At 44.9% G+C, this 15,202-nt stretch carries 13 protein-coding genes; 9 read left to right on the forward strand and 4 right to left on the reverse strand.

The window, feature by feature from the left end; genetic code table 11:
* Window positions 1-206 precede the first annotated feature (206 nt).
* Both QUA77_RS26620 and QUA77_RS26625 read right to left on the reverse strand, forming a co-directional pair.
* On the reverse strand, window positions 207-2,297 hold the full coding sequence (locus QUA77_RS26620; protein WP_333042950.1) for a CHASE domain-containing protein: 2,091 nt from the start codon (window positions 2,295-2,297) through the stop codon (window positions 207-209).
* Window positions 2,298-2,671: 374 nt separating this feature from the next.
* Window positions 2,672-4,582, reverse strand: coding sequence for an ATP-binding protein (locus tag QUA77_RS26625; protein ID WP_333042951.1), 1,911 nt, complete (start codon window positions 4,580-4,582; stop codon window positions 2,672-2,674).
* Window positions 4,583-4,948: 366 nt separating this feature from the next.
* Between QUA77_RS26625 and QUA77_RS26630 the strand changes: the two genes are divergently transcribed.
* A complete protein-coding gene (locus QUA77_RS26630; RefSeq protein ID WP_015175364.1) occupies window positions 4,949-5,146 on the forward strand; it encodes a hypothetical protein in 198 nt (65 codons plus the stop codon).
* Between the two features lie 343 nt (window positions 5,147-5,489).
* Entirely contained in the window at window positions 5,490-6,335 is an 846-nt protein-coding gene (locus QUA77_RS26635) for a cyanophycinase (protein ID WP_333453548.1), read from the forward strand.
* 161 nt (window positions 6,336-6,496) lie between these two features.
* Here the strand turns inward: QUA77_RS26635 and QUA77_RS26640 are convergent, their stop codons facing one another.
* The gene (locus QUA77_RS26640) at window positions 6,497-6,745 is read right to left on the reverse strand and encodes a hypothetical protein (RefSeq protein WP_333042956.1); all 249 of its coding nucleotides are present in this window, start codon (window positions 6,743-6,745) and stop codon (window positions 6,497-6,499) included.
* 841 nt (window positions 6,746-7,586) lie between these two features.
* On the opposite strand from QUA77_RS26640, the gene QUA77_RS26645 reads away from it, so the two are divergent.
* The 5 genes from QUA77_RS26645 to QUA77_RS26665 all read left to right on the forward strand — a co-directional run bounded on the left by QUA77_RS26645 (window position 7,587) and on the right by QUA77_RS26665 (window position 10,096).
* Window positions 7,587-8,018, forward strand: a complete 432-nt coding sequence (locus tag QUA77_RS26645) for a hypothetical protein (protein WP_333042014.1) — start codon at window positions 7,587-7,589, stop codon at window positions 8,016-8,018.
* 39 nt (window positions 8,019-8,057) lie between these two features.
* On the forward strand, window positions 8,058-8,429 hold the full coding sequence (locus tag QUA77_RS26650; RefSeq protein WP_333453550.1) for an alpha-amylase family glycosyl hydrolase: 372 nt from the start codon (window positions 8,058-8,060) through the stop codon (window positions 8,427-8,429).
* 292 nt (window positions 8,430-8,721) lie between these two features.
* Window positions 8,722-8,928 (forward strand): alpha amylase C-terminal domain-containing protein, encoded by a 207-nt coding sequence (locus tag QUA77_RS26655; protein ID WP_333453552.1) that lies wholly within the window; start codon window positions 8,722-8,724, stop codon window positions 8,926-8,928.
* 265 nt (window positions 8,929-9,193) lie between these two features.
* Window positions 9,194-9,571, forward strand: a complete 378-nt coding sequence (locus QUA77_RS26660; protein WP_333042016.1) for a BON domain-containing protein — start codon at window positions 9,194-9,196, stop codon at window positions 9,569-9,571.
* Between the two features lie 108 nt (window positions 9,572-9,679).
* Complete coding sequence (locus QUA77_RS26665) at window positions 9,680-10,096, forward strand: DUF2294 domain-containing protein (RefSeq protein WP_333453554.1); 417 nt, start codon at window positions 9,680-9,682, stop codon at window positions 10,094-10,096.
* Here QUA77_RS26665 and QUA77_RS26670 read toward each other — a convergent pair.
* On the reverse strand, window positions 10,065-10,523 hold the full coding sequence (locus QUA77_RS26670) for a response regulator (protein ID WP_333453556.1): 459 nt from the start codon (window positions 10,521-10,523) through the stop codon (window positions 10,065-10,067). The two genes, QUA77_RS26665 and QUA77_RS26670, sit on opposite strands and share 32 nt — an antisense overlap.
* Before the next feature lie 546 nt (window positions 10,524-11,069).
* On the opposite strand from QUA77_RS26670, the gene QUA77_RS26675 reads away from it, so the two are divergent.
* Together QUA77_RS26675 and QUA77_RS26680 are read left to right on the forward strand one after the other, a co-directional pair.
* Window positions 11,070-11,837, forward strand: a complete 768-nt coding sequence (locus QUA77_RS26675; RefSeq protein ID WP_333042021.1) for a DUF2267 domain-containing protein — start codon at window positions 11,070-11,072, stop codon at window positions 11,835-11,837.
* Window positions 11,838-12,239: 402 nt separating this feature from the next.
* On the forward strand, window positions 12,240-14,888 hold the full coding sequence (locus tag QUA77_RS26680) for an EAL domain-containing protein (protein ID WP_445302106.1): 2,649 nt from the start codon (window positions 12,240-12,242) through the stop codon (window positions 14,886-14,888).
* The last annotated feature ends 314 nt before the right edge of the window (window positions 14,889-15,202 follow it).

Raw genomic sequence — 15,202 nt, forward strand, 5'->3', positions numbered from 1 at the left:
ATTAGCTATAACCTGCAATCTGCTCCACTTCAGCCAAACCCTTCATTATAGCATAAAATTATTTTGCAAGAGGTCTAGTTAACACTCAACCATTGAGTTTTCCCCCCCCTCCTTCTACAGTCAACAGTCAATAATCACGGACGGTGCAACCGGAATTGATATGAGATGCTCCCAGTAAGACTCAGCTAGAAGCGAGATTTCTCCCGCTAATTCCAACTGGCACCTACCGCAGGTGAAACCTTAGAAACAGACTGCTTAGACTGTTGCCGCACCGGCACCTCAATCCAGAATTCACTTCCCTCTCCCGGAGCCGATACGCACCTGAGCGAACCTTTATGTTTTTCCACTATTTGATAGCCGATCGACAATCCCAAGCCCGTACCTTTGCCTACAGGCTTCGTAGTAAAAAACGGATCGAACAAACGTTTTTTTACATTCTCCGTCATGCCCGCTCCATTGTCAGCAATTCGCACGCATACACAATTAGGATTTAAAAGTTCAGTACGAATCCGAATCCTAGGTAAAAAAGTCGCATCATAGGGATTTTTACCATTTGGTAAAATGTAACTCTTTTCTTCATGTAAAACATCAATGGCATTGCTCAAAACATTCATAAATACCTGATTTAATTGTCCCGCCCAGCACTCCACTAAGGGCAAGTTTCCGTATTCTTTGATGACTTCAATGCCCGGAAAACCAGGTTGGGGTTTCAGCTTACTATCCAAAATCATCAAGGTGCTGTCAATGCCTTGGTGAATGTCAACCGACTTCATTTCAGCTTCATCCAAGCGCGAAAAATTCCGCAGAGAAAGCACGATATTGCTGATCCGTTCAGCTCCCATGTTCATAGATTGTAGGATTTTAGGCAAGTCTTCACTGATAAACTCCAAATCAATATCTTTTAGTTTCGCTTGCACTTCGGGCGTTGGGTTGGGATATTGCTGCTGATATATTTCCACAAGTTCCAGCAAGTCTCGAGTATATGCGCCTGTATGGATCAGGTTGCCAGAGATGAAGTTGACAGGATTGTTAATTTCGTGGGCAACTCCCGCCACCAACTGCCCCAAGCTTGACATTTTTTCAGTTTGGATTAGTTTAAATTGAGCTTCCTGCAAATTTTTTAGTGCCGTTTCTAGTTCAGCGGTGCGATCTTTTAGTTGAATTGTGCGATCGTACACTTGCTGTTCTACTTTTGCAGTACGTTCTAGAGACATCAACAGGTAAATCGTCAAGCTGCCAGTCATCAATAGCCCGATCGCACCAATTGCCAGCGAACCCTGATGCGTCCTCATACTCTGGTACCCCTTCCCAGGCAAAACTAGCAGCTTCCACTGGCGGTCTGCTACGTTAAATAGGCGAGTGCAAGCACTCGGATATTGACAGATTTTTCCCCGCAAATTAGCTAACTCTGGCTTTTCGTTTTTTGGGTTATCTATCAACTGCTTATCTTGTGAGTCGTAGCGCACCAGAAAGCGTTCTTTCTCTATAGCAGAGTTATCATAGAGGTAAAAATTAATCTTGTCTAAATTTAGCGATTCTAAAGAGGAATCGACCATACTGGTGATCTGAAACAGACCCGCAATAACTCCCATTAGGTTTTGGCGTCCGTTGACCGAGTTATCTAGAGAATTTGTGCGGCGGCGTACTGGTAGAAATACTTGCAATCCCGGTTGATTGTTGCTGACTAATCTAATCCGCGCGGAAGCGCCTATTTTCCCGGTATTCACCGATTTCTCTAAAGCTGCTTTGCGTTCGGGGCTGGAGGCAACATCAAAACCGATCGCTTTGTTATCTTCTTCTAATGCTTCTCTGTAAATAATGGGAAAGTATTCCGATCGCGCTTTTGGTTTGACCTGCTTTTTGTCAGGAGTTCGTTCGTAAATTTGAAATGCCGGAAAATCTTCGGCTCGAATTGTCCGTTCGTAAGCTGCTTTTTGGGCGGCCGGCACGCGCCGAATCCAGTTAACAGAATGTATAGCAGTATTTCGGGCAAGTGCAGGTTGAGCGAATTGCTTAAAATCTTGTCGGGTAACTTCAGTAGATGCCCTGTAGAATCCTTCAAGTGAGTACAGAACTTCTAAATTTTTATTGATGCTTTGTTGCAATGCCGCATTCAGGCGATCGGCTTGCTGATGAAATTCAGCTTGCATTCGTTCGTTTTCCGAATCCCACACGACTGCTGCGGCTGCCAATGACAAACTCGTACCTGTGCAAAGAGTCAAGGCTGCTGGAATGTAACGACGATGCGACAGTAAACTTTCGGTCAGCGAATTAAACCAGTTGCTCGCAAAATTCATATTTCCACACCTTCTGCTACCGAAGTGCAATTTTTTAAAGACTTGTAAAATTCCTTGATAGCACGAAGGACAGCGCAGAAACGAGATTGTCTAAAAACTTATGATCGCAGAAATAGAACTTACCTTGAGAAACCCAATTTCTCCGAAAATATTGGTGTGGTAACTAGAAGTTGGGAAGAAACCGGGTTTTAACGAATAGTGCATCCACGACTGAGGAATTGAAACCAATTGTAACTAAGTGTAACGAAGCGAGTTCCCATCTGGGCGCTCCCAAGTTCCTGCCCTGGAAGAACTTGGGAACGAGAAAAAACCTTGATCTGGTGGGGCGGGTAATCAATACCCACCCTACAAAGCCAACTTAATTTTGGAACAGCTTACAAAACAGTCCCTATTTCCTTCAAATAAACCCGTGTAAACGGTTCATCATCCCCCAGAGTATACTGTTCGATCAATCCCTGGCGGCGAATAGAAATACTACTTCCTTCCCTCACCACAACAGTATCGTCATCAGTGCTTTCTCTGACCAACATCATCTCAGTTTCTCCCGGATTGTCCAGCACCACCATATTGCTGCCCCGATAAAACATTCCCTCAGCTTCCAAAATATCTTCGGGATATTCAGCAATTAACAAATCTAGCTTGGGATTCCGGAGCAAACTTTGCAAGTTCAGATGGTAATTCTTATTCAAAACTTTTTCAGAACGGTTAACAAAAAGTCCCCCGCGACAAACAGCACCGATTGTCCAATCGGGATGCTGCAACAGAATATGGTCGATAGTTTCTTGTAGGTCGTGTACCGAAATTCTGTTGAAAGTAATAATCGGAATCCTGGCGGATTTTCCGGAGTCAAAGAAAGTTTCGATAATATGGGAAGGCACATCAACGCCTTCGCCGACAGCGGGGTTGAGGTGCATAAAAATTCCCGGCGCGGCATTGATCTCGATAATCCCAAAATTACCTGTTTTCCAAGATTTGGCGAGAGTTTCTGTTACCACATCAATCCCCAAACAAGTTAACCGAAAATGTAGGGCGATATCTTGAGCCAAAACAATGTTATCCGGGTGAATAGTGCGGGTAGCGTCGATGCTGACACCGCCTGCGGAAAGATTAGCGACTTTGCGTAGAAACACAGTGCGATCGCGACTTAGCACACTATCCAATGACAGCCCTTGTTCTTCCAGATACATTTCCATCGCTTCGTCGGACTGAATTTTGCTCATCGCCGAAGTTGGCGTATCCAAACGTTCTGGTTTGCGGTTTTCACGGCGGATCAATTCGCGAATTGTTGAGTCGCCATCACCTGTTACCGAAGCGGGCCGGCGTTCAGTTGCAGAAACAAATTTGCCGTCAACGCACAGCAGCCTAAAATCCGATCCTTTGATGCTGTTTTCCACAATTACTCGTACCGGGTCTGTTTCGGGAATGGCCTTAACTGCTCTTTTAAAAGCCGCCTGCAATTCATCGGGCTCCCGGACATCTGCTGTTACGCCAATTCCTTTATGACCGACTACTGGTTTGATAGCAACTGGGTAGCCAATTTCTTTAGCAACTGCCAGAGCTCCGTTTTCTGTGGAGACGATATCGCCTTTGGGAACAGGAAATCCTAATGTAGCGAGAAAAGCTTTACAATCGTCTTTGCGGGTGGTAAAATCTGAGTCTAAATGGCTGTCAGAATCAAAGGTAGTTGCAGAGCCACGAACCAGTTTTTTACCGTACCCATATTGCATTAGTCCTTCATCCCACAAATAAAATGCGGGAATGCCTTTTTGGGATGCCGATCGCATTAACGAATAAACTGTCGGGCCTCCGTAAACTGACTGCCGGAACATATTTTGCAGCGCGCCCATTTGCGCTTCCAAGGGAAAGTCTTGATTTTGATTGATGGCTTCAAACCAATCCCAAACTGCGTAAACTACGGCTCGGGCGGTGCGGGCGTGAAGTGCTTCTATGCTGATTCTGTTAAAGTGAGAAAACGGCTTGATGTTCCAGTGTTGGAAGTGCAAACCCATGTCGAGTTTGGCTACTTCTGAGGCGGTACGGCCGAACAGTTGGGCATGGTTCGAGAAATTTTCGTGCAGTAGTTGCGGGTAGCGATCGCCAATAATTTTCTGGTAATGTGCGATCGGCAAAGGTTCGCTCGCGCCCGTTAACGCTAAATCAAAAACCAAAGCCGCGGTGTCTAAATAAGGGTTGGGTCCCATATAGTGTTTGAAGTTAAAAACATCGAAAATATCGGTTTTTCGAGCATTAACGCGGGCTGTTTCGGTGCTTTTTTCTTGCAGCATTTTCTAACCTCCTTTGAGCTAATTTTTTACGGTAACTTTATAGTTAGTGCATGGGATACTACCTGCGGGCATAGATATTCCAGCAGTGAGACAAATACTCCGACCAATTCTGCCTTCAGTATTGCCCGATAGGGGGAGTGGCAGAGTAGGGGAAATGGGGAGAGGGGGAGAAGGTGAGAGTGGGAAAATATTCCTTCTTCCTCCAACATCTGACTAAGCATTGATGACTAAGCATTGATAACTAAGCACTTATGACTAATGACTACTTCTTTCCCCCTGCCGAAAAAAAGCTATAACTTTTGAGAGGTACACTGGGTAGTTATAATTGTTTATGACAGTGAAAGAAAATTTAAGAGGCAGCAAATTATGAAAATCGCACAAACTGCTCTCAGGGAAAAAGTTCACCACTTAGCTGAGGAAGCATTTCACCGGAAGCTAATTTCTGGCTACGGCGATGGTCAAAACAGCAACGAATATCAGATTGTCTGGAACGGCAAACCCAGACACCTACCTTTAGAACGGGCGAGTACCATATTGAGCAATTTGATCGAGCGATCGCACTAACCGGCGATCGGACTAATTGAGGACTTACGCTCATCAACCCGATTTCTACGAGCAATCAGAGGAGGATTAGCGAAGAATCCGATCAGAAACCGGATTGATCACCGCGCGCGCGTGGGCCCCGTAGTTTAAGCTCATTTCTTGACCCCTCCTATCTCCTGTTAGGGGGGGTAAGTTTGTTTTGTCGATATCGAGGATTAGTAAACACCCACATCACCCTTGCTGTGTGCGTCCTGGAGGGGTAGAAGTCGGAGATTTTTTTGTATCTATATATACCTTTGGGCAGTTTTCGGAAAAAGGAATTTTGTGTTTTAGTGAAATTTAATAAATTAAAAGTGGAGATAATATGGCGAGCAACGAAGTTCAGGGGAAGTTGCTAATTATTGGTGGCGCCGAAGACAAAGAGGGGGAGTGCAAAATTCTGCGGGAATTCTTGCGGTGCGCCGGAGGCACTAAAGCTCATATTGTTGTCATGACGGCTGCCACAAGCCTGCCGGGAGAAGTAGGAGATAATTATATCCGAGTGTTTGAGCGACTCGGCGCTGAAGATGTGCGAGTTGTTGACACCCAGAGACCCGAAGATGCCGACAATCCAGATTATTTAGAAGCGATCGAACAAGCCACTGGCATATTCTTTACCGGCGGAGATCAAGCGCGGATTATTAGCTGCTTGAAAGACACAAAACTCGACGCAGCAATGCACAAACGCTACTCTGAAGGGATTATCATTGGCGGCACCAGTGCCGGCGCAGCAATGATGCCAGACATGATGATTATTGAAGGAGACTCGGAGACAAATCCCCGCGTTGATGTGGTAGCAATGGGCCCGGGAATGGGCTTCCTTCCAGGAGTTGTCATCGACCAGCATTTCGCCCAGCGAGGTCGTCTGGGACGCTTAGTTTCGGCACTCTTGCTGCAACCTGCGGTGTTGGGATTTGGTATTGACGAAAATACAGCTATTTTAGTCAACGGTGACGAGTTGGAAGTGATTGGCGAAAGCGCTGTAACTGTCATCGACGAGTCGGAAAAACTCCACGACAATCTAGATGGACTTTTGAAGGATGAGGCTTTGGCGATTTGCGGCGCCAAGTTGCACATCCTCCCCCACGGATACCGGTTTAACTTGAGAACTCGCCAGCCGGTGCTCCATAACGTAGCAACTACAGCCCAGAGAGAAACGGCGGCCGCCTAATTTACTTGCAACTGGCAAACTTCTTAAAATTATGTAGGGTGAGCAATTTACACCTTACCCCTTCTACCAACTAGGATGGTTAAAAGCCCAGTTGCTGTCTCCAAAACTAATAAAAAGAAGAGGATTTTACCTCTTCTTTTATTGCTGCGGTTTTAGATTTTTTAAGCACTTTTCTGTTCGCCAAAAATCGACTGCTGCCCTTCTTCAGTCGATATTAAATTCCACCCTTGAACTCTCAGCCTCTGATAAGTTGCCCATCCCTTAGAACCGCCCGGTTCCCGGTAGTCGGATACAGCAAACTGCGGAAAAGCTGTATAAGGGCGCCACGCCTGACGGGCATCGGTACGCAAGTGCAATATCTTTTCTCCATTGCCTCCGAGTCTGGGCAACCAACACATTTGTTTTAGCATATTTAACACTCCAGAGTTTTACAGTAACGGTAATTTGCCAACATCCCACATTAAACTTTTAGAGCCTTAGAGCTACTGCTCGGAATATCTAACGGGTAACAGGGACGAATGAGATTTTCACCAATTACCAATTACTGAGGTAGCAGCAGTCGTTAAAGCTGATTTTGGTTCTACAAAGTTTGCCGTTCAAAAACTATAAAACAAGTGCTACCAAGACATAAGCAAAAATAATCATTGCTATTCTCGGCTCAAACTTGGCTTAAAGTCCCAGGAAAACCCAGTTGAATAAAGAATTCATGTTTCTGGTTTCCCTTGCCTTATAATTACACGCTGATCCTCGCTGTTTCCGCATAAAATGACATCTTTCTACGGTATTACCCCTGTAGGCTAAAAAATGTTTCTTTAGTTACAAATGTTAAATATTAACCACGATTTATCAATTTATCAAAAGTTAAATTACTTTTCATACAATACTTGGGACAGTTTTTGATAGCAAACCGTAGAATAAGGGTTTCAAGGCTCCAAGGCAAGTTCGCTACCAACGGAAAATCTAGGGCTTCAGACTACTAACTAAAAACAGTCTCGACTATTTTTCATAAACAGCGCTTAATAATTTTTAGTTACTTTAACTACATTTTTGATTAAAATCAGGTTTCCGGGTGCCTAGGGGCGCACCTTACTCAATCGCTAGGGTTCGCACTACTAAATCCTCCGGCTGCGCCCCCAAGCACCTTACAACATAAAACTTACAGGTTTAAGTCTTAAGAACGATGGCGACAGATTTGCAAAATGGTAAAAATCAATACTAATCACAGTTATAAATTCTGCAAACAAACTATTCATGGCCGCTGCAATTGAATTCAAACTCTTCGCTGCGAACAACAAAGCAGCTACAATGCTCGGCTCTTTTTCCAAATGGACGGAAATTCCCTTAGAAAAAGATGACAAAGGTTATTTCCGCACTAACATTAAGTTAGAAGACGGTATTTATCAATACAAATTCCGAGTTCAGTCGCAAACTCCCTGTTTTGAATCGCACGAATGGGTAGAAGTCAATGACCTCTACGCCACTGAAATTGACCGCACTACTCCTACAAGTACAGTTCGCATCAAAGCAGGCGCGCGAATTATTGATACCTATTTTTGGCAGGACGACGACAAAGAACTCCCCAATAATCAAGAATTAGTCGTTTACGAAATGCACGTTGCTGATTTTTCCGGGCCGGATGGTTCCGACAGTGGGGGTAAATTCCAGCAGGTGAGGGAGAAATGAGATTATCTGTGTGATTTGGGCATAAATGCGATCGAACTAATGCCAGTTAATGAATATCCGGGCGATTATAGCTGGGGTTACAAAGTCCGCGATTTCTTTGCCGTAGAGTCCAGCTACGGTGCAACCGCAGATTTGAAGCAATTGATTGACGAGTGCCACGGACGGGGAATTCGGGTGATTCTGGACGGGATTTACAACCACTGCGATGAAGAATGTCCCTTATTGCTAATCGATCGCAATTATTGGTACTACCGCGACAAACACTATCCCCAAGATCCCGCTAACTACTGGGGCCCGGAGTTTAACTACGAAAACTTCGACCCAAAACTCGGCATTTGTCCCGCTTGGAAATTCATCGGCGATGTCGTTAATTTCTGGATTCAAGAATATCATATCGACGGGATTCGCTAGGATGCTGTGCGACAGTTGGACAATCGAGATTTCCTACACTGGATAACTCGTGAAGCGAAAAAAAACGCCGGCGACAAGCCATTTTATAACATAGCATAACACATTGCCGAACTTCCAGAACTCATCGCTTCGGTAAACTCCCAACCAGCCGAATAAACTGCCATTGTCTTTGTTGAAAAATTAGCCAAATCATGAGTTATTGGAATACTACAAACACGTGATTCGGCGGCAATATTTGCCGACACTTTATACCGAAAATATTGAATTTATCCACTAAAATCCAGAAGCCAAAGTGCTGGCTTACTACCGCTGGAGCGATGAGGTAACGCGAGCAGTAGTTGTCGCTAATTTTTCGGCTACTTCTCTATCTGGTAACAGTATTCCTAAGTTTCCGGCTGGGGGAAGTTGGCACGAGTGGATGTATAACAAAATAGTAGAAGTTGGGGAAGAAGGGTTTAAGTTTGATTTGCCGGAATGGTCAGCGCAAGTATTTGTTTGAGAGCCGGAGAATTATGTCTCCAGGCAGATGATCGGCGTAGTTGTACAACAGTAAATTGTATTTAGGATGGACGCACCAAACTCAACAAACTGGGTTTTTCTACCTAGGTGGATGGCTGTAACGATACTTTTTTGTAAAAAAACTCTGTTTCTGCATCCAAGAGTGCGATCGTAATTCCTGGTATTGAGAATAACAATTACAGGGCGACTTGCCAACCGTGAATTAACACGTCAATTAACACAAACTTTGTCGGAGGACAAACTCTATGGGCTGGCTAAAAAGATTGTTTGGTTTAGAAAAACTTGAAAATCAAGAAACAGTTGACGCTCCTGCTTACCAAGCACCTGTAGCTCAATCTCAAGCTCAAGCTCAACCTGCTGCGAGCGCTCAGACAATCCCGCCGGAACGCATGGGCTTGAACGGAGAATACGATCAAAGCGGTTTAGCTAAACGGGTTGCTCAGGCTTTCGATGCAAATCCTGATGTTGCGGATATTGAGACTGTTTATGTGGCTCAACTTGGCACTACGGTGGTTCTCAAAGGTACAGTTCCCAGTCAGGAAATTGTCAACAAGTTGGTGACAATTGCTAAAGGCGTTAAGGGTGCAACTGGGGTGGAAACTAATGAAGTTACTGTCGGATAACGCGACGGTTATTTCTAACAGTTAGCAGTTAGCAGTTAACTGTTAACTTAACTGCTAACTGTTAACTGCTAACTGTATTTTTTATCTATCATGGTTTAAATAAAAAATATGACAGGGGAAACCTTAGAACCTACTCGGGGGAAATTAGAACGGACTCTTTCGCAGGGAATTCAAGCTTTGTACCGCTCTCAACTCGGACACCCAACGAGTCAGGCGCTCTGCAATCTTTTGGATAACAAATTGATAATTGTTGTCGAAAATGGGCTTACTCAACCCGAAAAACTGCTGGCTCAGAACGGTCAGGAAGATTTGGCTTTGCAGGTGCGAACACAATTAGAATCAGTTCTGGAATTGCCACTAAAAGAATTAATCCAAAAGGTGTTGGGCGTGGGAGTCACTGATTTGCTCCGCGATGCGACCTTGGAGACAGGCCGCACTGGAACGATCGCAATTTTGGACTCTGCGCCTCAAGTTCGTGATTCTAATTATAAATCTAAAACTCAACCAAAAGCATTTGAGAGTTGAGGTGCTGGCGGATAACTCTTTCTAAATCTTTGATGTTAAAAGGTTTGGAAAGGTATTCCACGCAGCCTGCTTGGAGAATTCGAGCGCGGTCTTCTGGTTTTGCTAGTGCTGTGACAGCAACAATCGGAATATGTCTGATAGCGGGGTTTTGTTGGACGCGCTTTACTACTTCCATACCGTCTATATCCGGCAGGCAAATGTCGAGTACGATTAAGTCGGGAGATCGATCGACTGCGGCAGAAAGAGCTGCGTACCCGTCAACTGCTCCCACGCACTCGCAGCCGAATAAATCGAGTATTTGTGTCAGCAGTTCTAAGTTGTCCGGATTGTCGTCTACCGCCAATACTAAAGGACGCTTCTCAACCGGGGGTTGACTGCTAATGAAAGACGAGGATTCCACTTTATTGTCCCACTGAAGGTAGTTCATAAATGCCGATCGAAACGATCAAAAAAGTTGTCCCCGAGGCATTCTTCAAGTGGCGCTGCGGCACTTGAAACAGATTGGCTCGTATTTGTAGCTCTCCCATGACCAGTTTTTGGTCTAAGCCGATACAATCTCGCTACGAGCTGCGAGCAAAACGACCGCAGTTTTAATTAACCCCATAGCCTCTGCTTAATTCTACCTCTGTCAGCGCAAATTTCCAACTGAGGCCCTCTTGGTGCGTCAGCCTTGGTAAAAATACGCAATAAATACGAAAAATCTTACCAATAAAGCATCCTCGATTAATAGCATTGAATAGTGGCGACAGCTTTTTAGGATATTAACCACAGTAAACATGGGTTCCCATACAAGGATCTACCTAAAGGAAGATTCTAACCGCTACTTAATTTTAATAACTTCCACCTGCTGAGAGATACTTGATTACTCTACTTTATACTTCAATGTTTTTAAGTAGTAATCATCACAATTTAAGCCAGTAAAAAAATTCAGTTTTTACATGAGCTTTACCGGATATTAACCTAGGAGGTTTTAATGACAATTCCAATCAGAGACGACCTGACTTACATTTTGCTCAAAAAGATTGGCAGCGGCAACGGCAGGGGAGAGTCGGAAATTAGGAATGCAGCGGAAGAATATGTCGGTCACCAGGTGGCGGAAGCGGAATTGCGCGGTCATTTCGACTACCTCAACCAAAGGGAATTTATCAAAGCTCAGGTTAGTGACGAGCCTTATGGAGGAGCTGAGTTAACAGAAAAAGGCCGCAAACTGTTACACAAAATGGAGACGAATCCTCCGAGCTCGCTCCACCAGGAAGGATCGGCAGTTCCTATCGCTTCAAAGGATATGCCGTTTTTGGAAAAAGTGATGGTAAACGGTCACTTGGAGGATATTTTTGATGCCCGCGACATTACCGAAGTAGTGTACCGGGTCATGCGCGACGTGATGACAAAAGACGCTATCGAGCACGTGGAATCTGAATTGCACAAAGAAGTTTTGCCTACGGATGACAAAACCCTGCAACAAGAAATAGCAGACCTCTGGAAAGATACCAATCCGCTGGTGGGATTGCTCAGCCGGATACGTCAGCCTTTGACCGGCCCGCCTGCACCTGCGGGGATCGATGGCAATTTGTTTGCACGGAGGGTGGAACTAGAAGGCTCACTTCCTTCAGGAGTAAAACCGGAAACTGCGATCGCCGCTGTATTTTCGGCAACGAAGGATGAGCTGTCCGAGGAGCGAATTCAGGAAATAGCTGGCTTTTTGCCGGACAGAATTCGGGGAATTTGGGAGTCGGCTTAACGATACCTTTTAAGGTATAAATACTTACCTGCCGGGTTGACCAACCAGTATTCTTCCTCCAGAGGAAACAATACTGGTTGGTCAAGCCGGTTTCTCTATAGCTTTTGTCTTGTAGCTGTGCAATTGCTTTGTAGTGAGGACTTGAGTCCTGATCAAACTCGATCGGACTTTCGGCCTCACTACTTGTCAGATCGCTCTTTCCTTGCCTTGTAAGTGCTGTTAAAAACCCGGTTGATCACCGAAATTTGTCGAAAAAGCCGAAATATTCCCAGAAACCGAGTTTCTCACTCTTGGGTTGGGTCAAGCCCCAAGACGGAGCGAAAGTGTTGTAATGTATAATACAGGGCAAGTTAAGACTGTGGCTCGCAAAAATGCTGTCAACAGCCCGGGAGATCAAAAGGCATGGCCCGCACAAAACTTAGACAAATGTCACGATCGACTTTAGAACAAGAAATTTTACTCAATCGAATTACTAATCGCATCCGCAACTCTTTAGAACTACAAGAGATTTTGACGACAACTGCCCTAGAAATCCGCAGCTTTTTAGAGAGCGATCGAGTAAAAGTTTATCGCTTTGAGGCCGATGGTAGTGGTGAGGTTATTGCTGAGTCCATCAACGGCGACAAATTGCCCTCTATGCTGGGTTTGCGCTTTCCACCAGGCGACATTCCCAATAGTGCTCGGGAAATGTTTCTCAAAGCGCGGCAGCGAGTGATTGTAGATGTGGAATTGAAGCATCAAACAATTAATCGGTTAGATTGTCCCGAAACCGGCAAAACTTTAGCAGTTGAAGATATTAGCTATCGTCCTGTAGACCCCTGTCACGCTGAATATCTGAAGGCTATGGGGGCACGTTCTTCTCTGACAGTGCCGATTTTGCATCAAAATCACCTTTGGGGGCTGTTGGTGTCTCACCATAGCCAACCGAAACGATTTAGCGATCGAGAATTGAAAATGGTGCAGTTGCTTGTAGATCAACTTTCAATTGCGATCGCCCAATCTTTTCTCCTGAGTCAAGCTAGACAGCAAGCGCGTGACGAAGCCGTTATCAACCAAATAACCAGTTTGCTGCATTCTCCTCTGGAACTAAACGAAATTCGGAAAGCAGTTCTCGAACAAACTGTCAAGCATTTGCGTGGTTCAGGAGGGCGACTCTACATTGCAGCCGAGTTTGGCGATAGACCTGCTTTGCTTTATACCTGTGGCCAGCAGCCCGCGGACATCGACCTTGAACTCAGCCCATTTTGGCAGCAGATTATGGGGAGGGCAAACCAAGACGATCCAGCACAAACTGCTAATCATACCAGCCAATTAGGTATGTTTGAAAATCTCTATTCCCAGCATTACAGTTCAATTGACACCAATATTTCCAGTTTTCTCGTACCGCACTTGTACGCGATTTCCGATATTTCTAAAGAACCTCAACTCAAATCTGTATCTGCAAATTTATTCGCAGCTTCCATTCGCTCATTTTTGGCAGTACCGCTGCAATACCGCCAACAGTGCATCGGCTGTCTCACCGTTTTTCGCAGCCCCATAAAAACCGAAATTTTGTGGGCGGGCCGTTGCAGTTCGGACGCCCGGAACGATCGTCCCCGACAGTCCTTTGCAGCTTGGAAAGAAATCAAAACAGGCGAAGCTCAAAAATGGACTAGCGAGGAACAGAAGCTAGCACAATCTTTAGGAACTCACCTGTACATGGCTGCAATGCAGAGGCGCGTCGAGGCGATGATCCGACACCAAGCTTCTCACGACCCATTAACCGGTTTACCTAATAGATTACTGTTTAATGAAAGGCTGTCTTTAGCTTTAGCTAGCGCTCACCAAAATGGAGAAATGCTGGCGGTAATCTTTCTAGATTTAGATAGATTTAAAAATGTTAACGATACTCTCGGTCATCCCGTGGGCGATTTGTTGCTGCAAAGTGTATCTCGGCGTTTGACTAACTGTTTGCGCGTGGGCGATTCGATGGCTCGTTGGGGCGGAGATGAATTTACTGTGCTGCTGTACAATATCAACAGCCCGGAGGAAGCAACTAAGATTTGCCAGCTAATTATCCAGAGTTTAAGCGGCCCTTTTGATTTTGAGGGTCTGGAACTTTATATTAAGGCTAGCTTGGGAATTGCTTTGGCTCCTTATGACGGAGAAGATGCAGAAACTTTGCTGAAAAATGCTGATGCTGCGATGTACAAAGCTAAACAGAAAGGTCGCAATAATTATCAGTTTTACACGCAGGCGATCGGCAGTAAAGTCTCCGAGGATCTTAACTTAGAAAATCATCTTTACAAAGCTCTAAAAAAATCTGAGTTTGTCCTGTACTATCAACCGCAAATTAATTTAAATACTGGCAAAATAGTCGGCATGGAAGCTCTGATTCGCTGGGAACATCCCGAACGCGGTTTGATTCCTCCCGATCGATTTATTCCCTTAGCTGAGGAAACAGGATTAATCTGCCAAATTGACGAATGGGTGATGCGGACTGCTTGCTTGCAAAATCGAGCGTGGCAGTTACTGGGATTGCCGCCGATGCGGATAGCGGTGAATTTATCAGCCCGCCAGTTTCTGCAACCTCACACGGTACAAACCATCGCTGAAATTTTATCAGAAACTAAGTTAAATCCCGAATATTTAGAAATAGAAATTACCGAGAGCATTGCCATGACAGATGTGAGCTTTACGGTGTCGGTATTGCAGCAGTTGCAGGACATGGGAATTCACATTTCTCTGGACGATTTTGGCACCGGTTATTCTTCGCTATGGTCTCTGAAAAACTTTCCGCTCAATAATTTAAAAATAGACAAATCCTTCGTGGCAGATTTGGTGACCGGCAGCAACGGTGCTACTATTGTGAAACTGGCGATCGCCTTGGGACAGGGCCTGAATTTACAGGTGATTGCTGAGGGAGTGGAAACAGCAGAACAGTTGGCGTTTTTGCACTCGCATAAGTGCGATATGGGTCAGGGTTACTTCTTTAGCAAACCAATACCGGCGGCGGCTATAACCCAATTGTGCTTAGAAAATCAATCTGGGGAAATAAGGAGTTTAAATTAACAATCGGGAAGCGGAATACAAAAGAGTTTCTGTTTTGAGTTGTGACTGGGCTCGGAACCTGTCAAATAACCCTTATAAGTTTGTAGTCAGGAAATTCGTTCTCGGACTTTGGGGGAATTAAGAAAAAACTCAAGTTCTTATACCAATTTTTTATGAGGCCCCGTAGAATCAGATCCCCCCTAGCCCCCCTTAATAAGGGGGGGACAAGATTCCGCTCAAAGTGGGTCTTCTTAAGGGCATTACTCACAAGTTAAGCTAAAAGCACTATTGTCAATGAGTCAAATTACTCATCTTTTACCTGTTGACCCAATTAA

Origin of the sequence: Microcoleus sp. K5-D4 (genome assembly GCF_036704575.1) — a bacterium.
Lineage (GTDB): Bacteria > Cyanobacteriota > Cyanobacteriia > Cyanobacteriales > Microcoleaceae > Microcoleus.